18 protein-coding genes are annotated in these 18,675 nt (G+C 72.2%); 14 read left to right on the top strand and 4 right to left on the bottom strand.

Translation table 11 applies throughout. The features are described from left to right. The first annotated feature begins 14 nt into the window (after positions 1-14). Complete coding sequence (gene glmM, locus ABT137_RS29390) at positions 15-1,373, top strand: phosphoglucosamine mutase (RefSeq protein WP_351714118.1); 1,359 nt, start codon at positions 15-17, stop codon at positions 1,371-1,373. A gap of 109 nt (positions 1,374-1,482) precedes the next feature. Next, positions 1,483-2,007: a hypothetical protein gene (locus ABT137_RS29385; protein ID WP_351714117.1), complete on the top strand. Its 525-nt coding sequence runs from the start codon at positions 1,483-1,485 to the stop codon at positions 2,005-2,007. An 85-nt stretch (positions 2,008-2,092) separates the two neighbouring features. On the opposite strand, the gene coaA is transcribed toward ABT137_RS29385, so the two are convergent. After that, positions 2,093-3,061: a type I pantothenate kinase gene (gene coaA, locus ABT137_RS29380; protein ID WP_351714116.1), complete on the bottom strand. Its 969-nt coding sequence runs from the start codon at positions 3,059-3,061 to the stop codon at positions 2,093-2,095. A 219-nt stretch (positions 3,062-3,280) separates the two neighbouring features. Between coaA and glmS the strand changes: the two genes are divergently transcribed. After that, positions 3,281-5,128 (top strand): glutamine--fructose-6-phosphate transaminase (isomerizing), encoded by a 1,848-nt coding sequence (glmS, locus tag ABT137_RS29375; RefSeq protein WP_351714114.1) that lies wholly within the window; start codon positions 3,281-3,283, stop codon positions 5,126-5,128. 52 nt (positions 5,129-5,180) lie between these two features. On the opposite strand, the gene ABT137_RS29370 is transcribed toward glmS, so the two are convergent. Then, positions 5,181-6,053: a LysR family transcriptional regulator gene (locus ABT137_RS29370; protein ID WP_351714113.1), complete on the bottom strand. Its 873-nt coding sequence runs from the start codon at positions 6,051-6,053 to the stop codon at positions 5,181-5,183. Between the two features lie 93 nt (positions 6,054-6,146). Between ABT137_RS29370 and ABT137_RS29365 the strand changes: the two genes are divergently transcribed. The 7 genes from ABT137_RS29365 to tsaE all read left to right on the top strand — a co-directional run bounded on the left by ABT137_RS29365 (position 6,147) and on the right by tsaE (position 13,252). Further along, the gene (locus ABT137_RS29365; RefSeq protein WP_351714112.1) at positions 6,147-7,022 is read left to right on the top strand and encodes an aldo/keto reductase family oxidoreductase; all 876 of its coding nucleotides are present in this window, start codon (positions 6,147-6,149) and stop codon (positions 7,020-7,022) included. Between the two features lie 79 nt (positions 7,023-7,101). After that, positions 7,102-7,473, top strand: coding sequence for a holo-ACP synthase (locus ABT137_RS29360; RefSeq protein WP_351714111.1), 372 nt, complete (start codon positions 7,102-7,104; stop codon positions 7,471-7,473). A 64-nt stretch (positions 7,474-7,537) separates the two neighbouring features. Further along, a complete protein-coding gene (locus ABT137_RS29355) occupies positions 7,538-8,989 on the top strand; it encodes an NAD(P)H-hydrate dehydratase (RefSeq protein ID WP_351714110.1) in 1,452 nt (483 codons plus the stop codon). Between the two features lie 239 nt (positions 8,990-9,228). Continuing rightward, a complete protein-coding gene (locus tag ABT137_RS29350; protein WP_351714109.1) occupies positions 9,229-10,080 on the top strand; it encodes a L,D-transpeptidase family protein in 852 nt (283 codons plus the stop codon). Positions 10,081-10,140: 60 nt separating this feature from the next. Beyond that, a complete protein-coding gene (gene alr / locus ABT137_RS29345) occupies positions 10,141-11,382 on the top strand; it encodes an alanine racemase (RefSeq protein ID WP_351714108.1) in 1,242 nt (413 codons plus the stop codon). A gap of 129 nt (positions 11,383-11,511) precedes the next feature. After that, the gene (locus tag ABT137_RS29340; protein ID WP_351714107.1) at positions 11,512-12,774 is read left to right on the top strand and encodes an alpha/beta fold hydrolase; all 1,263 of its coding nucleotides are present in this window, start codon (positions 11,512-11,514) and stop codon (positions 12,772-12,774) included. Beyond that, the gene (gene tsaE / locus ABT137_RS29335; RefSeq protein ID WP_351714106.1) at positions 12,740-13,252 is read left to right on the top strand and encodes a tRNA (adenosine(37)-N6)-threonylcarbamoyltransferase complex ATPase subunit type 1 TsaE; all 513 of its coding nucleotides are present in this window, start codon (positions 12,740-12,742) and stop codon (positions 13,250-13,252) included. Before ABT137_RS29340 ends, tsaE begins: the two co-directional genes overlap by 35 nt. A 421-nt stretch (positions 13,253-13,673) precedes the next feature. Here tsaE and ABT137_RS29330 read toward each other — a convergent pair whose 3' ends face one another. Then, on the bottom strand, positions 13,674-14,237 hold the full coding sequence (locus ABT137_RS29330; RefSeq protein ID WP_351714105.1) for a hypothetical protein: 564 nt from the start codon (positions 14,235-14,237) through the stop codon (positions 13,674-13,676). A 148-nt stretch (positions 14,238-14,385) separates the two neighbouring features. On the opposite strand from ABT137_RS29330, the gene tsaB reads away from it, so the two are divergent. From tsaB to ABT137_RS29310, 4 genes are read left to right on the top strand one after another with little or no spacing between them, the layout of a single operon-like run. Then, positions 14,386-15,042, top strand: a complete 657-nt coding sequence (tsaB, locus tag ABT137_RS29325) for a tRNA (adenosine(37)-N6)-threonylcarbamoyltransferase complex dimerization subunit type 1 TsaB (protein ID WP_351714104.1) — start codon at positions 14,386-14,388, stop codon at positions 15,040-15,042. A 17-nt stretch (positions 15,043-15,059) separates the two neighbouring features. Beyond that, positions 15,060-15,587, top strand: coding sequence for a ribosomal protein S18-alanine N-acetyltransferase (gene rimI, locus ABT137_RS29320; RefSeq protein WP_351714136.1), 528 nt, complete (start codon positions 15,060-15,062; stop codon positions 15,585-15,587). Then, positions 15,580-16,674 carry a tRNA (adenosine(37)-N6)-threonylcarbamoyltransferase complex transferase subunit TsaD gene (gene tsaD, locus ABT137_RS29315; RefSeq protein WP_351714103.1) on the top strand — a complete coding sequence of 365 codons (1,095 nt, stop codon included), beginning with the start codon at positions 15,580-15,582 and terminating at the stop codon, positions 16,672-16,674. The genes rimI and tsaD overlap by 8 nt, the downstream gene beginning before the upstream one ends. Further along, the gene (locus tag ABT137_RS29310) at positions 16,671-16,934 is read left to right on the top strand and encodes a hypothetical protein (protein WP_351714102.1); all 264 of its coding nucleotides are present in this window, start codon (positions 16,671-16,673) and stop codon (positions 16,932-16,934) included. The genes tsaD and ABT137_RS29310 overlap by 4 nt, the downstream gene beginning before the upstream one ends. Positions 16,935-16,987: 53 nt before the next feature. Here ABT137_RS29310 and ABT137_RS29305 read toward each other — a convergent pair whose 3' ends face one another. Then, positions 16,988-18,334, bottom strand: a complete 1,347-nt coding sequence (locus ABT137_RS29305) for a sialidase family protein (protein WP_351714101.1) — start codon at positions 18,332-18,334, stop codon at positions 16,988-16,990. Positions 18,335-18,675: the final 341 nt, after the last annotated feature.

Raw genomic sequence — 18,675 nt, 5'->3', positions numbered from 1 at the left:
CTTCAGGAGGACAAGTGGGACGACTCTTCGGCACGGACGGCGTGCGCGGTGTCGCCAACGCGGACCTGACCGCCGAGATGGCGCTCGGGCTGTCCGTCGCGGCGGCGCACGTGCTGGCCGAGGCGGGCACGTTCGAGGGCCACCGGCCGACGGCGGTCGTCGGACGGGATCCGCGCGCGTCCGGGGAGTTCCTGGAGGCCGCCATGGTCGCGGGCCTGGCCAGCGCGGGCGTCGACGTCCTGAGCGTGGGCGTCCTCCCGACGCCGGCCGTCGCGTTCCTGACCGGCGTGCTCGGCGCCGACCTCGGTGTCATGCTCTCCGCCAGCCACAACGCCATGCCCGACAACGGCATCAAGTTCTTCGCCCGCGGCGGCCACAAGCTCGCCGACGAGCTGGAGGACCGGATCGAGGCGGTGTACGAGTCCCACCGGCACGGCGAGCCGTGGGAGCGGCCGACGGGTGCGGGTGTGGGGCGGGTGCGGTCGTACGACGAGGGCTTCGAGCAGTACATCGGCCACCTCCTGTCGGTCCTGCCCAACCGGCTCGACGGGCTGAAGATCGTCCTGGACGAGGCGCACGGCGCGGCCGCGGGGGTCTCGCCGGAGGCGTTCCGCCGGGCCGGCGCCGAGATCGTCACCATCGGCGCGGAGCCGGACGGGCTCAACATCAACGACGGCTGCGGGTCGACCCACCTCGGCAAGCTCAAGGCCGCGGTCGTCGAGCACGGCGCGGACTTCGGCGTCGCGCACGACGGCGACGCGGACCGCTGCCTCGCCGTCGACCACACCGGCGAGGAGATCGACGGCGACCAGATCCTCGCGGTGCTCGCGCTCGCCATGCGGGAGCGCGGTGAGCTGCGCGCCGACACCGTCGTCGCCACCGTCATGTCCAACCTCGGCTTCAAGCTGGCGCTGGAGCGGGAAGGGCTGCACCTCGTGCAGACCGCGGTCGGCGACCGGTACGTGCTGGAGGAGATGAAGGAGCACGGCTACGCCCTCGGCGGTGAGCAGTCCGGCCACGTCATCATCCTCGACCACGCGACGACCGGCGACGGCACGCTGACCGGGCTGTTGCTGGCGGCGCGGGTCGCCGAGACCGGGCGGTCGCTGCGGGAGCTGGCGGGTGTGATGGAGCGGCTGCCGCAGGTGCTGATCAATGTGCCGGACGTCGACAAGTCACGGGTGAGGACGTCGGGGGACCTGGCGGCGGCGGTCGCGGAGGCGGAGCGGGAGCTCGGGGAGACCGGGCGGGTGCTGCTGCGGCCTTCGGGGACCGAGCCGTTGGTGCGGGTGATGGTCGAGGCGGCCGATATCGAGCAGGCCCGGTCGGTGGCGGGGCGGCTGGCCGATGCGGTGAAGTCGGCGCTGGGTTGAGCTGCAAGGCGTAGCAGAAAGTGCGCGACTGATCACTGACTGTTTCTCTTGCGTCGAGGCCGCTCTGTGCGGCGCCCCCTCGACGGAAGAGAAACACAGCATGAAGATCGTGAGCACCATCCTGAAGCGAGCGGCCGGTCCGGTTCTGGTGGCGGGCCTCGTCGTCACCTCGTCCGCCACCCCGGCCGCCGCCGCCCAGCCCCCGGGCTCCACGGCGTTCCGTATCCTCGGCGGACTGGTCGGACTCCAGGCGCGTGCCGGAGTCAACAACGTGGTCACGGCCAGCACTTCCACCGGCCGAGTGATCCTCACGGACGCCACGGGCATCGCGATCGGCCCGGGCTGCACCCGGCTGGACGCCAACAGCGCGGACTGCGGCAGCGCCGCCACGGCCAGCCGGCTCGCGGTACAACTGGGCGACGGGAACGACACCTTCGACGGCTCCGCCGCTGCTGTCAGCACCACCGCCGATGCCGGTACGGGCATCGACAAAGTGACCACCAACGGCCGCAACGACGTCATCGGCGTGCAGGACAACGCCGGTGGTGACACGGTGAACTGCGGCGCCGGCGTCGACACGGTGTTCGCCGACCCCGGCGACACCATCGTGAACTGCGAGAGGCGGTTCCAGTAGTCGCCGGAAGCCGCGGGACTTCGCCATACGTGCACGCTGCCCGGCCAGGAGTCACTTCTGGGCCGGGCAGCGGCAGTTGGGCGCCCTACAGCTTGCGCAGCCGCAGCCGCTGCACCTTGTGGTCCGGGCCCTTGCGGACGACCAGGGTGGCGCGGCCGCGGGTCGGGGCGATGTTCTCCACCAGGTTGGGCTTGTTGATGGTGCGCCAGAGGCCGCGGGCGTAGTCGACGGCCTCGTCCTCGGAGACCTGGGTGTACTTCCGGAAGTACGAGTCCGGGTTCTGGAAGGCGGTCGCGCGCAGCTTGCGGAACCGGTTGAGGTACCAGCGCTCGATGTCCTCGGCGCTCGCGTCGACGTACACGCTGAAGTCGAAGTAGTCGGCGAGACCGACCCGGGTGCGGCCGTCCTGGCCGGGGAGGGCGGGCTGGAGGACGTTGAGGCCCTCGACGATGAGGATGTCGGGCCGGCGGACGGTGAGCTTCCGGTCCGGGACGATGTCGTAGATGAGGTGGGAGTAGACGGGCGCGGTGACCTCGTCCTTGCCGGCCTTGATGTCGGCGACGAAGCGGGTCAGGGCCCGGCGGTCGTACGACTCGGGGAAGCCTTTGCGGGACATCAGGCCGCGGGCTTCGAGCTCCTTGGTCGGGAGCAGGAAGCCGTCCGTGGTCACCAGCTCGACGCGGGGATGCTCGGGCCAGCGGGAGAGCAGGGCCTGCAGGAGCCGGGCGACGGTGGACTTCCCGACGGCCACCGAGCCGGCCACGCCTATGACGAACGGGGTGCCGGACTGGGAACCCTGCTCGCCGAGGAAGGTGTTCAGGGCGCCTCGGAGGCCGTCCGTGGCACCGACGTAGAGGTTGAGCAGTCGCGACAGCGGGAGGTAGATGTCCCGCACCTCGTCGAGGTCGATGACGTCACCGAGACCGCGCAGCTTCTCGACCTCCTCGGCGGTGAGCGGCAACGGCGTCTTGTCGCGCAGCGCGCTCCACTCGGAGCGGGTGAGGTCGACGTAGGGAGTCGCCTCCGGCCTGTGCCGGTGGGCGCTCCGGGGCATCGGGGAGACCGGAGAGATCACATTCCATTGTTAACGGAGTTTGAACGGGGTGGGGGGTGGGGTCGGTCACGTGGGGTTCTGATCACGTGAGAGACGACTCTGCCGCTCTGCGGTCCTGTGCCTGCCGACACGGATCGTGCTGCGTAGGGGCGGGATAATTTCCGATTTCGGGCACGCTGAGCCGTGTTCGGGTGAGGGGCGGCACTTAGGCTGCCGCTCATGTGCGGAATCGTGGGATACGTGGGGGCGCAGTCTGCGCTCGATGTGGTGGTCGCCGGGCTCAAGCGGCTGGAGTACCGGGGGTACGACTCGGCGGGCGTCGCCGTGCTCGCGGACGGCGGGCTGGCCTCGGCGAAGAAGGCCGGGAAGCTCGTCAACCTGGAGAAGGAGTTGACGGAGCGGCCGCTGCCGACCGGTGCCACCGGTATCGGGCACACCCGCTGGGCCACACACGGCGGGCCGACGGACGCCAACGCGCATCCGCACCTCGACAACGCGGGCCGGGTCGCCGTCGTCCACAACGGGATCATCGAGAACTTCGCCGCGCTGCGGGGGGAGTTGGCCGAGCGGGGCCACGACCTGGCCTCCGAGACGGACACCGAGGTGGTCGCCCATCTGCTCGCCGAGGAGTTCTCCGGCACCGCCGATCTCGCCGAGGCGATGCGGCTGGTGTGCCGGCGTCTGGAGGGCGCGTTCACGCTGGTCGCGGTGCACGCGGACGATCCGGACGTGGTCGTCGGCGCCCGCCGGAACTCCCCGCTCGTGGTGGGCGTCGGCGAGGGCGAGGCCTTCCTTGCCTCGGACGTCGCCGCGTTCATCGCCCACACCCGGTCGGCGATCGAGCTGGGCCAGGACCAGGTGGTGGAGCTGCGCCGGGACGGCGTGAGGGTGACGGGCTTCGACGGCGCCCCGGCGGACGTCCGCTCGTACCACGTCGACTGGGACGCGTCGGCGGCAGAAAAGGGGGGTTATGACTACTTCATGCTCAAGGAGATCGCCGAGCAGCCCAAGGCGGTCGCCGACACCCTCCTGGGCCGCATCGACGCGAACGGCTCGCTGACCCTCGACGAGGTCCGGATCGGCGCCGCCGAACTCCGGGAGGTCGACAAGGTCGTCATCGTCGCCTGCGGTACGGCCTTCCACGCCGGCCTGATCGCCAAGTACGCCATCGAGCACTGGACGCGCATCCCGTGCGAGGTGGAGCTGGCGAGCGAGTTCCGGTACCGGGACCCGATCCTGGACTCGCGCAGCCTCGTCATCGCCATCTCCCAGTCCGGCGAGACCATGGACACCTTGATGGCCCTCCGGCACGCGCGCGAGCAGGGCTCGAAGGTCCTCGCGATCTGCAACACCAACGGCTCGACGATCCCGCGCGAGTCGGACGCGGTGCTGTACACCCACGCCGGACCGGAGGTCGCGGTCGCCTCGACCAAGGCGTTCCTCACCCAGCTGGTGGCCTGCTACCTGGTGGCGCTGTACCTGGGCCAGGTGCGGGGCACCAAGTGGGGCGACGAGATCAGCGCGGTGATCCGGGACCTCTCGCACATCTCCGGCGAGGTCGAGCGGGTCCTGGAGACCATGGAGCCGGTACGGGCGCTGGCGCGGTCGCTGGCGGACAAGAAGACCGTGCTGTTCCTCGGCCGGCACGTCGGATACCCGGTCGCCCTCGAAGGCGCCCTGAAGCTCAAGGAGTTGGCGTACATGCACGCCGAGGGCTTCGCGGCGGGCGAGCTGAAGCACGGGCCGATCGCGCTGATCGAGGAGGACCTGCCGGTGGTGGTCGTGGCCCCGTCCCCGCGCGGCCGCTCGGTGCTCCACGACAAGATCGTGTCCAACATCCAGGAGATCCGGGCCCGGGGCGCCCGCACCATCGTGATCGCGGAGGAGGGCGACGAGGCGGTCGTACCGTACGCCGACCACCTGATCCGGATCCCCGCCACCCCGACCCTGCTCCAGCCGCTGGTCGCCACGGTCCCGCTCCAGGTCTTCGCCTGCGAACTGGCCACCGCCCGGGGCAACGAGGTGGACCAGCCGAGGAACCTCGCCAAGTCGGTGACGGTGGAGTGAGAAGGCCCGCCGGTCGGGTCCCGGGGGTGCGGTGACGGCGGGCGGCAGCGGGTCACAGCCGGGTGGCCGTGCGGACCAGGGCGGCGAGGGCGAGGGAGCGGCTGTGCGCGGGCCAGGCGATGTGGGTGACCACGGGAGGCGCGTCGGTCAGGGGGACGGCGGTGTGCTCGGCCCACAGCCAGGCGCGGGCCGAGTCGGGCAGGACGGTCACGGTGCGTCCGAGGGCGATCAGCTGGGCCAGCTGTGTCTGGTCGCGGATCTCCGGGCCCGGGCCGGGCGGGTACGTGCCGTGGCGGGGCCAGCGGGCGAGCGGCAGGTCGGGGATGTCGGCGACGTCGGCCAGGGACAGCGTCCGGTGCGCGGCGAGCGGGTGACCGGCGGGCAGGACGGCGATCTGCCCCTCGGTCATCAGCTCCTCGCTGTCGAACCCGGCGAGGGAGTTGAACGGCGCGTGCATGAGCGCCACGTCGGCGCGGCCGTCGCGCAGCATCCCCTCCTGCTCGCACATGCCCGTCGGCAGCACCTCGATGTCGGCGGCGCCGGGCTCGGCCGCGTAGGCGTCGAGGAGCTTGTGCAGCAGTTCGTGGGACGCGCCGGCCTTCACCGCCAGCACCAGCCGGTCGCGGGGGCCGCCCGGGGCGTCGGCGCCACCGGCACGACGGGCGCGGCGGACGGCGGCGGTGGTCGCGTCGAGGGCCGCGCGGCCCTCGTGCAGCAGCACCTCTCCGGCGCCGGTCAGGGAGACGCCGCGGCGGTCGCGGTCCAGCAGGCGGACGCCGAGGCGCCGTTCCAGCTGCTGGATCGCCCGGGACAGCGGGGGCTGCGCCATGCCGAGGCGTTCGGCGGCGCGGCCGAAGTGCAACTCCTCGGCGACGGCCAGGAAGTACCTCAGTTCGCGGGTCTCCAAGGTGTCCTTGGTGTCCATGGCCACAGCGTACGTCGGTGATACCCACCGGGTATGACAGCGCACTGCGGCGGTATTGGATGCGCCGCGGGTCCGCGCGTGACCATCGACGGCATGAAGAACACACCCTCCGCATCACTGCCCGGCGGCACCTGGAACCTGGGCGATCTGACCGTCACCCGTGCCGGCTACGGCGCCATGCAGCTCGCCGGCCCCGGGGTCATGGGCCCGCCCGCCGACCGTGACGGCGCGCTCGCCGTCCTGCGCGAGGCGGTCGCCCTCGGGATCACCCACGTCGACACCGCCGGTGCGTACGGACCGCGCGTCACCAACCGGTTGATCCGTGAGGCGCTGCACCCGTATCCCGCGGCACTGCACATCGTGACCAAGGTCGGCGCGGTCCGCGACCGGCAGGGCGCCTGGATTCCCGCCCGGCGGCCCGAGGACCTGCGCCGCGCCGTCCAGGAGAACCTCGACGACCTCGGCCTCGACTCCCTCGACGTGGTCAACCTCCGGCTCGGCGACGCCCAGGGGTTGCGGCCCGGCTCGCTCGCCGAGCCCTTCGAGGCCCTCGCCGAACTCCGCCGGCAGGGCCTGATCCGGCACCTCGGCGTGAGCAACGCGACGCCGGAACAGATCGCCGAGGCGCAGTCGATCGCGCCGATCGTGTGCGTGCAGAACATGTACAACCTCGCCCACCGCCAGGACGACGAACTGATCGACGACCTCGCCGCCCAGGGCATCGCCTACGTGCCCTTCTTCCCGCTCGGCGGCTTCACCCCGCTGCAGTCCACCGCACTGTCCGCCGTGGCTGCCCGGCTGGACGCGACGCCGATGTCGGTCGCCCTGGCCTGGCTGCTGCGACGGTCGCCGAACATCCTCCTCATTCCGGGCACCTCGTCGGTGGCGCACCTGCGCGAGAACGTCGCCGGCGCGGGACTCGCGCTCTCCGACGAGGACCTCGTGGAGTTGGAGAAGATCGGCCGCTAGCGGGCGCCGGCAGGCACCGGCGGGCACGGGCAGGACACAGCTCGGCCCGTGGTCGTCTGACGGGTCGTAAGGTGCTTCGGTGAGCATCATCGGAGTGGGTATCGACGTCGCCGAGATCGACCGGTTCCGGGAGTCGCTGGAGCGGACTCCCGGGCTGGCCGGGCGGCTCTTCGTCGAGCGGGAGTTGTATCTGCCGAGCGGGGAGCGGCGCGGTGTCGCCTCGCTCGCGGCGCGGTTCGCGGCCAAGGAGGCGTTGGCGAAGGCCCTCGGCGCGCCGCCGGGACTGCTCTGGACGGACGCGGAGGTGCTCGTCGAGGACAGCGGGCGGCCGCGGCTGCAGGTGAAGGGGAGCGTGGCCGCCTGCGCGGCGGAACTCGGCGTGCGGTCGTGGCATGTGTCGCTCAGTCACGACGCCGGGGTGGCGTCGGCGGTGGTGATCGCCGAGGGGTGAGCGGGGTGATGCGGGTGGGGCGGGGCGGATGCGCGTCCCGCGGGTTCCGGGGGAGACTCGGGGCATGCGGACTGCTTACAGCGTGGAGACGGTACGGGCGGCCGAGCGGGAGTTGATGGCGCGGCTGCCGGAGGGGGCACTGATGCAGCGGGCCGCCGCCGGGCTGGCCGCCGCCTGCGCCGAGTTGCTCGGACGGGTGTACGGCAGCCGGGTGGTCCTGCTGGTCGGCAGCGGGGACAACGGCGGGGACGCGCTGTACGCCGGGGCGCGGCTGGCGCGGCGAGGGGCGGGGGTCGCGGCGGTGCTGCTCGCGCCGGAGCGCACGCATGAGGGCGGGCTGGCGGCGCTGCGCCGGGCCGGGGGGACCGTCGTACGGGACGGCGGTGCCGAGGAGTCGGTCCTGCGGGCCGATCTCGTCGTCGACGGGATCGTGGGGATCGGCGGCAAGGGCGGGCTGCGGCCCGAGGCGGCGGAACTGGTGGCGGTCGTGGAGCGGTCGCGGGCCGCCGTCGTCGCCGTGGACCTGCCGAGCGGGGTGGAGGTGGACAGCGGTGAGGTGCGCGGGGCGGCCGTACGGGCGGACCTGACCGTGACCTTCGGGACGCACAAGCCGGGGTTGCTGATCGATCCGGCACGGGAGTACGCCGGTTCGGTACGGCTGGTCGACATCGGGCTCGAACTGCCCGAGGAGGCCGAGCTGGAGGCGTTGCAGGACGTGGACGTGGCGCGGCTGCTGCCAATGCCGTCGGCGGAGAGCGACAAGTACCGGCGCGGAGTGGTGGGCATCGTGGCCGGGTCGGCGCGCTATCCGGGGGCGGGCGTGCTGGCTGTCGCGGGGGCGTTGCGGGGCGGGGCCGGGGCCGTACGGTACGTCGGGCCGGCCAAGGACGAGGTGCTGGCCCGCTTTCCCGAGACGCTGGTGTCGGACGGGAGGCCGCGGAAGGCCGGGCGGGTGCAGGCGTGGGTGGCCGGGCCGGGGGTCGGGGATGACGCCGACGCCGTCGCCGAGGTGCTGGAGGCGGACGTGCCGGTGCTGGTCGACGCGGACGGGCTGCGGCTCGCCGACCGGGACACGGTGCGCGGTCGTACGGCGCCGACCCTGATGACGCCGCACGCCGGGGAGGCGGCGGCCCTGTTGGGGGTACGGCGGGAGGAGGTCGAGGCCGGCCGGCTGGCGGCGGTGCGGGAGCTGGCGGCGGCGTACCGGGCGACGGTGCTGCTGAAGGGGTCGACGACGCTGGTGGCGGAGGCGGGGGGCGGTTCCGCTGTCCGGGTGAACGCGACGGGGACGCCCTGGCTCGCCACCGCCGGGAGCGGGGACGTGCTGTCGGGGCTGGCGGGGTCGTTGCTGGCGGCGGGGCTGGACGGGCGGGACGCGGGGAGTGTGGCGGCGTATCTGCACGGGCTCGCGGGGCGGTTCGCGGCGGAGGGGGCGCCGACGGTTGCCCACGAGATTGCTGCGCAGCTTCGGTCGGCGTGGCAGGGAGTTTTCCCACCCGCCCACCCGACTCGGTAGGCCAGGGCCGCACCGTCACGGGGCTTCGCCCCGGACCCCGTTGAACGCCGGAGAGGTGTGTGCGGGTCGGTGGGGGCTGGGCGCTGCGCGTGCCCCTCCTGCATCCCTCGGGTGACCTCCCCGCGCGGCTCCCCGGAATCGTGGCCCCTGCGGGGTTGTCTGATCGCATGATTAGTGGACGAATCGTGTGTAAGCGGGGTGGTCTTGCGCGGGGTGCCGCAGGAACCTTCGTCGCCGCCGTGGCCGCTCTCTCCCTCGGTGCCGGGACCGGGGTCGCGGACAGTGCCGCCCCCAAACCGGGCGCCGCCGTCCCCGAGTCGGAGCTGGTGCCGGGGATCGCGCCCGGGCCCTCGCGGCCCTGGCAGATCGACACCCCCGACCAGATGCTGGCGCCCAAGGTGTACACGCCCAGCGCCAAGGAGGACGCTGTCGAACCGAAGGCGGCGGCGCCCGGGACGTACGACCTCATCGAGTACGTGCCGCTGAGCGACGCCGTCTCCAAGGTGAGCTGCTCCAAGCTGACCGGGCCGTATCAGAAACAGATCGAGCAGTGGCTGAAGTTGAAGGTGGACGGGAAGCAGTCCACCGCCGACTGCAAGGCCATCCTGACGTTCCAGAAGAAGTACAAGATCAAGCCGGCGATCGGGTTCGCGGGGCCCGTGACCTGGTACCAGATGATGCTCCTGTCGGCGAAGAAGAACCCTAACGCCGGCAAGAACTGCCCCGTGAAGTCGTACCGGGTCGCCTGTGTCGACCTCAACCGGCAGGTCACCTGGGTACAGAAGGGCAGCAAGGTGGTCTACGGGCCGGTGCAGATGCGCAGTGGGCGGAAGGGGTACGCGACCCGGGCCGGGTGGCACACCGTGTACTGGCGGCACAAGAACCACTGGTCGACCCTGTACAACTCGCCCATGCCGTACGCCCAGTTCTTCGACGGCGGACAGGCCTTCCACGCCGTCTACGGCTCCATCTACACCACCGTCGGCTCCTGGGGCTGCGTGAACCTCAAGCTCGGCGACGCGAAGAAGCTGTGGAGCACGCTGAAAAAGGGCGACAAGGTGTACGTGTGGGGTCACCGTACGGGTACCTGAGCCCTGTACCAGGGGCTGTGCCGGTGGGCTGTCGGAGGCCTCTGAGACACTGGGGGCGCGATGAGTGATACACCGACTGCGCAGACTGCACCGACCGCGCCCCTGCGCGCCCGCGCCGAGATCGACCTGGCCGCCCTGCGGGCCAATGCGCGGACCCTGCGTGCCCTCGCGCCGGGCGCGGCCCTGATGGCCGTGGTGAAGTCCGACGCGTACGGCCACGGGGCCCTCCGGTGTGCCCGCGCGGCCGTCGAGGCGGGCGCGAGCTGGCTGGGTACGGCCACTCCGGAGGAGGCCCTGGCGCTGCGCGCGGACCCCGGGCTGCCTGCGGACGCGCGGATCATGTGCTGGCTGTGGACCCCGGGCGGGCCGTGGCGGGAGGCCGTCGAGGCCGACCTCGACGTGTCGGTGAGCGGCATGTGGGCCCTGCGCGAGGTGACCGAGGCGGCCAGGGCGGCCGGCCGTCCGGCACGCGTGCAGCTCAAGGCCGACACCGGACTCGGGCGCAACGGCTGCCAGCCCGCCGACTGGCCCGAGCTGGTCCGCGAGGCGCTGCGCGCCGAGGCGGCGGGGCTGGTCCGGATCACCGGGCTGTGGTCGCACTTCGCCTGCGCCGACGAGCCCGGCCATCCCTCCATCGCCGCCCAGCTCACCCTCTTCCGCGAGCTGCTCGGGTACGCCGAGGAGCAGGGCGTGCGCCCCGAGGTGCGGCACATCGCCAACTCGCCGGCCACCCTCACCCTCCCCGAGACCCACTTCGACCTGGTCCGCACGGGCATCGCGCTCTACGGTCTCTCGCCCAGCCCCGAGCTGGGCAGCGCGGCCGACTTCGGCCTGCGCCCCGTGATGACGCTGTCCGCCTCCCTCGCCCTGGTGAAGCACGTACCGGGCGGGCACGGGGTCAGCTACGGGCACCACTACGTCACGCCCGGCGAGACCACCCTCGGACTCGTCCCCGTCGGCTACGCGGACGGTATTCCGCGGCACGCCTCCGGCACCGGGCCCGTGCTGGTCGGCGGCAAGTGGCGGACGGCCGCCGGGCGCATCGCCATGGACCAGTTCGTCGTGGACCTCGGCGGCGACGAGCCCGAGGTCGGCGCGGAGGCCGTGCTGTTCGGTCCGGGCGACCGGGGCGAGCCCACCGCCGAGGACTGGGCCCAGGCCGCGGGCACGATTGCATACGAAATCGTCACCCGCATCGGAACCCGGGTTCCCCGCGTCTATGTGAACGGGGAACCGAGTGGGCAAGAACCAGGGGACGGACCCGAAGCCGGTCCAGGAGCCGGCCCAGGGGCCGGCGACTGATCTCCGGGGTTCGGCGGCGGCACGACCCGGTTACATCTGTATCAACAGAAACAACAGCAACATGCGTCGCGTCAGCATCACCCGTGTCACCTAGGTAGCGAACTGCAGTACGGCGAAGAGGAGCGGTACGTGAGCGAGAGCAGTGCGGAGGCCGTAGCGGAAGCCGCCGCGGCGGCCGTCGTCGCCTCGGCCACGGGGGCGGCCTCCGGCAGCTGGCGCAAGGTGACGGGCGTCGCCGGAGCCGCCATAGGAGTGCTCGCCGCCGGAGCGGCCGCCGGCGTCGCCGTGGAGCGGATGACCGTCGGCCGCGGCATGCGCCGCAAGGCCCGGCTGGCGCTGGACTCGGCGGGCCCGTACGGCACCCTGCGCGGCACCCCCGGCAAGGCGTACGCCGACGACGGCACCGAGCTCTACTACGAGGTCGACGAGGTGGTGCCCGACCCCGGCCCCGCCGTCTCGCCGCGCCGCCGCCGGCTCTTCGGCCGCAAGGCGCCCGCGCCCGTCACCGTCGTCTTCAGCCATGGCTACTGCCTCAACCAGGACTCCTGGCACTTCCAGCGGGCGGCCCTGCGCGGGGTCGTCCGCACCGTGCACTGGGACCAGCGCAGCCACGGCCGTTCCGGGCGGGGCGTCGCCCAGCACGAGGACGGGGTGGAGCTCACCATCGACCAGCTGGGCCGGGACCTGAAGGCCGTCCTGGACGCGGCCGTGCCGGAGGGGCCGATCGTGCTGGTCGGGCACTCCATGGGCGGCATGACGGTGATGGCACTGGCCGCGGAGTATCCCGACCTGATCCGCGAGCGGGTGGTCGCCACCGCCTTCGTCGGTACCTCGTCCGGGCGGCTCGGTGAGGTCAACTTCGGGCTGCCGATCGCCGGCGTCAACGTGGTGCGCCGGGTGCTGCCCGGGGTGCTGAAGGCACTGGGCACGCAGGCCGCGCTGGTGGAGAAGGGGCGGCGGGTCACCGCCGATCTCTTCGCCGGGATTATCAAGCGGTACTCGTTCGCGTCCAAGGACGTCGATCCGGCGGTGGAGCGGTTCGCGGAGCGGATGATCGAGTCGACGCCGATCGACGTGGTCGCCGAGTTCTATCCGGCCTTCACCGACCACGACAAGACCGCCGCGCTCGCCTACTTCCAGAACCTGCCGGTGCTGGTGCTGGCCGGGGTGCAGGACCTCGTCACGCCCAGCGAGCACAGCGAGGTCATCGCCGACCTGCTGCCCGACGCCGAACTCGTGCTCGTCGCGGACGCCGGGCACCTGGTCATGCTGGAGCACCCGGAAGTGGTCACCGACCGCCTCGCCGACCTGCTCACCCGAGCGGGTGCCGTGCCGGCAGGGGCTACCGTAAGTGGCTATGGAAGCACCAGCAGCACGGCGCAGCCAGGCTGACATCGAGTTGACCGTCACCTCCCCCGAGCAGATGGGGGAGCTGGGCCGCCGACTGGCGAAGTTGCTGCGCGCCGGTGACCTCGTGATGCTCAGCGGGGAGCTCGGCGCCGGCAAGACGACGCTGACGCGGGGACTGGGCGAGGGGCTCGGTGTGCGCGGGGCCGTCACGTCGCCGACGTTCGTCATCGCCCGCGTGCATCCCTCCCTGGGGGGCGGTCCGCCGCTCGTCCACGTGGACGCCTATCGCCTGGGCGGCGGGCTCGACGAGATGGAGGACCTGGACCTCGACGTCTCGCTGCCCGAGTCCGTGATCGTCGTGGAGTGGGGCGAGGGCAAGGTCGAGGAGCTGACCGACGACCGGCTCATGGTGCAGATCCACCGGGCGGTCGGCGACACCACCGACGAGGTACGGCACGTGACCCTGGCGGGGCTGGGGGAGCGGTGGGACGGGGTGGATCTGGGGGTCCTGTCGGCCTGAGGACCGTGTGAACGTTCCGACAAGGCGTCGGCAAGATATCCGACAAGGCGTCGGCAAGATATTGCGCCGGACGTATCGGGCGTGGTCACATGGTACCCAGTCCGTAGTTAGGTCTACCTAACTACGTCCGCCCCCGCACGTCAGGAGGCGCCCGTGTCCGTGTCCCAGTCCGAGGAGCGGCGACCGGTCGCGGTCGCTGTGGTTCCCGGCGTCTCCATGCGTGAGCTTCTGGCGTCCTGTGCGTGCGCTGACGCGGTGTCTCGGCCGCCGAGAACGCCGGAGCTGCCGGTGAAGCCGGTTGAACAGGACCGTAAGGCTGCCTAGGCGGGTTCGGCCGGTGGGCCCCGTGTGGGTGCGTGGGGGCTGGTCGCGCAGTTCCCCGCGCCCCCAGACGGCGGCTGCGCCGCCGATCAGGGGCGCGTCAGCGGATCACGATCACCTTCACGCCGATCGTCGCGAAGTTCCACATCGCGTAACCGTCCGGGCGGGTCTCGCGGATGCCGCCCGTTTTCACCGTGGGGTCGGGGGGCGCGGCCGCGCGCTGGGCGGTGACCGCGCTGAAGCCGATCGCCGAGCCGTCCTTCGTGGTGGTGAAGCGGACCACGTGTTCGATGGGGAGGCCGTCCGTGCCCGTGACGGCCTTCGAGCGGGACGTCACCCAGTAGGCGCCGAGCGGCGGGTCGATGGTGCCGGGGTTCACCCTGAAGGTGCGCTCGACGCGGCCCTGCTCGCTGACGAGCCAGACCCGGTCGTCGTCCACCGAGTACACCACCCGTTCACGCGTCCCGGAGGTGTTCGGCAGGGCGGTGGGGTGGCGGTGGTCCCGGGGTGCCTTGCCGGCCGGCGCTCCGGGCGCGGGGCTCGCCGACGACCGGCCGCCGAGACCGGGCGGAACGGTGGCCGAGGCCTGGTAGGCGAGGAAACCGACCGCCCCGACGGCCGCCGCGGTGAGGCCGGCCACGACTCCCGCGCTGGTCCCTGCCACGTGCGCCACCTCTGCCTGCCGTAGAGCCTCACGGAGAGCCCCGGAGGGAGTCTCGCCGTATATGTCGTACTTCGTACAGACCGTAGCAGTCAGTGACCGCCCGACCCGGCCGGGCGTGCTCGCGGCGCCGGAGCCGTAGGCTGTTCGCGTGCTCTTGCTCGCTCTGGATACCGCCACCCCCGCCGTCACCGTCGCCCTGCACGACGGTACGGCCGTCATCGCCTCGTCGAGCCAGGTGGACGCGCGCCGGCACGGCGAGCTGCTGCTGCCGGCCGTCGACCGCGTCCTCGCCGAGGCCGGGGTCTCGCTGGACGCCGTCACCGAGATCGTCACCGGCACCGGTCCCGGCCCCTACACCGGCCTGCGGGTCGGTCTGATGACCGCGGACACCTTCGGGCTCGCGCTCGGCGTGCCCGTCCACGGCCTGTGCACGCTCGACGGGCTCGCCTACGGGGCCGACATCGAGAAGGGCCCGTTCGTGGTCGCGACCGACGCCCGCCGCAAGGAGGTCTACTGGGCGGTGTACGAGGACTCGCGCACCCGGCTCACGGAGCCCGCCGTCGACCGGCCCGCCGACATCGCCGAGAAGGTGGCCGGGCTGCCCGCCGTGGGCGCCGGGGCGCTGCTCTACCCCGACACCTTCCCCGTCGCGCACGAGCCCGAGCACGTCTCCGCCGCGGCCCTGGCGTCGCTGGCCGCCGAGAAGCTGGCCGCGGGCGAGGAACTGCCCGCGCCCCGCCCGCTGTACCTGCGCCGGCCGGACGCTCAGGTGCCCAAGAACTACAAGGTGGTCACCCCGAAGTGACCGCACAGCTGCGCGAGATGCGCTGGTGGGACATCGACCCGGTCCTGGAGCTCGAGAAGGACCTGTTCCCCGAGGACGCCTGGTCGCGGGGGATGTTCTGGTCCGAACTGGCACATGCGAGGGGACCCGGGGCGACCCGGCGGTACCTGGTGGCCCTGGAGGACGACCGGATCGTCGGGTACGGCGGGCTCGTCGCCCAGGGCGCCGCCTCCGACGACAGCGGCTCCACCGCGGTCGGCGACATCCAGACCATCGCCGTACGCCGTGACCAGTGGGGCACCGGGCTCGGCGCGGAGCTGCTCACCGAACTGCTGCGGGCCGCGACCGCCTTCGAGTGCGCCGAGGTCATGCTGGAGTGCCGGGTCGACAACATCCGCGCCCAGAAGCTCTACGAGCGGTTCGGCTTCGAGCCCATCGGGTTCAGACGCGGCTACTACCAGCCGGGGAACGTGGACGCCCTGGTGATGCGCCTGACCACCGGGCAGCCCGGCAGTGGCTCCGCCTCCGGGCCCACCTCCGAAGAAGGAACCGAGATCAATGGCTGACGAACCCCTGGTTCTGGGGATCGAGACCTCCTGCGACGAGACCGGCGTCGGCATCGTCCGGGGCACCACCCTGCTCGCCGACGCCATCGCCTCGTCCGTCGACGAGCACGCCCGCTTCGGCGGGGTCGTCCCCGAGGTGGCGTCCAGGGCGCATCTGGAGGCGATGGTCCCGACCATCGAGCGTGCCCTGAAGGGCGCCGGGGTGAGCGCCAAGGACCTCGACGGCATCGCGGTCACGGCCGGTCCCGGCCTGGCCGGCGCGCTGCTGGTCGGCGTCTCGGCGGCGAAGGCGTACGCGTACGCGCTCGGCAAGCCGCTCTACGGGGTCAACCACCTCGCCTCCCACATCTGCGTCGACCAGCTGGAACACGGCCCGCTCCCGGAGCCGACGATGGCCCTGCTGGTCTCCGGCGGCCACTCCTCCCTCCTCCTGTCCTCGGACATCACCTCCGACGTGCGGCCGCTCGGCGCGACCATCGACGACGCGGCCGGCGAGGCCTTCGACAAGATCGCGCGCGTACTGAACCTGGGCTTCCCGGGCGGCCCGGTCATCGACCGGTACGCGAAGGAGGGCGACCCTTCGGCGATCGCCTTCCCGCGCGGCCTCACCGGCCCCCGCGACCCGGCCTACGACTTCTCCTTCTCCGGTCTCAAGACGGCGGTGGCCCGCTGGATCGAGGCCAAGCGGGCGGCCGGCGAGGAGGTCCCGGTCCGCGACGTGTCCGCGTCCTTCCAGGAGGCGGTCGTGGACGTCCTGACCCGCAAGGCCGTCCGGGCCTGCCGTGACGAGGGCGTCGACCACCTGATGATCGGTGGCGGTGTCGCCGCCAACTCCCGGCTCCGCGCTCTCGCCCAGGAGCGCTGCGAGGCGGCCGGCATCCGACTCCGGGTGCCGCGTATGAAGTTGTGCACGGACAACGGCGCGATGGTGGCCGCGCTCGGCGCGGAGATGGTCGCGCGCAACCGGACCCCGTCCGGCTGGGACCTCTCGGCGGACAGCTCCCTGCCGGTGACGGACCCGCACGTCCCCGGCACCCACCACCACGACCACGTGCACGAGGTCAGCAAGGAGAACCTCTACTCATGACGGTCGCGCTGATGTGGGAGGCGCGGGCGGTGCCGGGCCGGGGCGCGGAGTTGCTGGCCTGGGCGCGGCAACAGGTCCTCCCCGAGGCCCCGTTGCGCCGCGAGACCTTCCGGGCACCGCAGGACCGGGTGCTGGTCGTCACCTGGTGGGAGGGGGCGTACGACACCCCGGACCTGCCCGAACTCGCGGATCCGCCGCAGGAGTTGGTGGGCCGCCCGGTGCACCGGTGGCGGTTCGAGTCCGTGGACCAGGTGCAGTGACCTGAGAGGTCGGGGGCACGGGTGATGTTCCGTGCCCCCGGTGGTGCCTGGTGTCAGGGGCGGCGTCCGCCGTGGTAGGCGCTCAGGGGGACGCGGCCGAGGATGGCGTCGAGTTCGCCGTTGCGGCCGTCGGCCCAGCCGACGTAGGCGTACTTCTTGTCGAGGGTGATGGTCGACCAGCGGTCTCCGGGCGGGCCGTTGACGCCGGCGGGTTCGGTGGTCCTGTTGACCTGGAGGCGGTCGCTGAAGGTGCGGCCGTGGTCGAAGGAGACCACCGAGTAGACGTTGAGTTCGGTGGTGCGCCACATGACGCCGAGCTGTCCGTCGGGGCCGAAGTCGAACCAGGGTCGCTGTGCGTCGGGTGCGGCGATGGTGGCGGGGCCGGTCCAGGACTTGCCGGCGTTGTCGGTGACGTACACCTCCAGGTTCGAGTCGCGGGGGACCATGACGGCGAAGCGGCCCTTGTGGGTGGGGTCGGCGGACACCCAGGGGACGGGGTCGGCGGCGGCCCCCAGGGCGGGGACCGGTACGAGGGAGCCGGTGCCGTTGAGGACGGGGGTGCCGTCGCTGTCGGTGACCGGGAAGGTTCGCCAGCTCTTGCCGTCGTCGCGGGTGGTGTAGAAGGCGACCTTGCCGTCGTCGCCCTGGCTCGCGGAGGCCAGGATCCCGCCGTACACGGCGATCTCACGGCCGGGGTAGCCGCAGGACGGGGGCAGGTCGGGGGTGATCTCGACACAGGGCTGGGGACCGGGGATCGTCGACGGGTCCGACCAGGTCTCGCCCTGGTCGTCGCTGACCGAGATGGCGCTGGGGTACTCGAACGCCGTGTGGGAGGCGACCGCGTACACCTTGCCGGTCGCCTGGTCCACGCGGAGCTTGGGTGCACCGCCCAGGACCAGCGGTGTCTGCACCGGGCCCGTCCACGTCCGTCCGCCGTCGACGGACTTGGAGACGACGTTGTGGTTGGTGTACGTCGTGTAGCGGTCGGGGCCGATCTGGTTGTTGGAGATGTAGAAAATCCCGTCGGCGTCGGTCGTCACTTCCGGTTCGCCGCACTGGGGGCGGTCGCCCATCGGCCAGGACGACCGGTGCCAGGTCCTGCCCCGGTCGAAGGAGAAGGCCACGAAGCAGGCGCCGACGGGCTCAAGGCCGGGGCTGTCGGGGAAGACGGTCGAGGTGAAGACCAGGTTGTCCGGGTTCCTGGGGTTGACCGCGAGGACCGACTGTCCCTCCCGGGTGTCGGGGAGGCTGGTGACGTCGGTCTCCAGGATCTTTTCGTCCGCCGGGTGATGTGCGGGGGCGGAGTCCGTCTCGGCGAGGGCGGCGGGGGCGCCGGCCAGCAGGATGAGCGCGGACAGTGCGGCGGCGGTTCTCGCTCTCGTTAAGGCGGTGAGCGGCATGCTCGGCAGTCCTCTCGGATGTTCCGGCGGGTGAGGGCCCGGCCACCGGCGGCGCCCTTGGCGAGGGGCGGTCCGGTACCTGATCAGGGGCGCACGCAGTCGCTGCGCCGACCGGGCGGTGAAGCCCTCAGAGAGTGGCAGCCCGTCCGAGGGCACGGCGTCGGACGGGTGCAGGCCCGCGTGTACTGCCTGAGTACGACGGGCGCTACTGCGTATGCCGGTGGTCACCGCCTGTCCGGCGGTACTGCCGATTCAGCAGGCCGGGTCGGCGATCTCAGTAGGAGCTGTCGGCGTCGGCACGACGACGGCCGGGGCTCCGGCTTCGCAGCATGGGTGCGTTC

The organism is Streptomyces sp. NPDC001980 (assembly GCF_040296885.1).
Lineage (GTDB): Bacteria > Actinomycetota > Actinomycetes > Streptomycetales > Streptomycetaceae > Streptomyces.
Note: the sequence above shows the minus strand (reverse complement) of the source record. Positions and strands in the feature narration are given on the sequence as shown.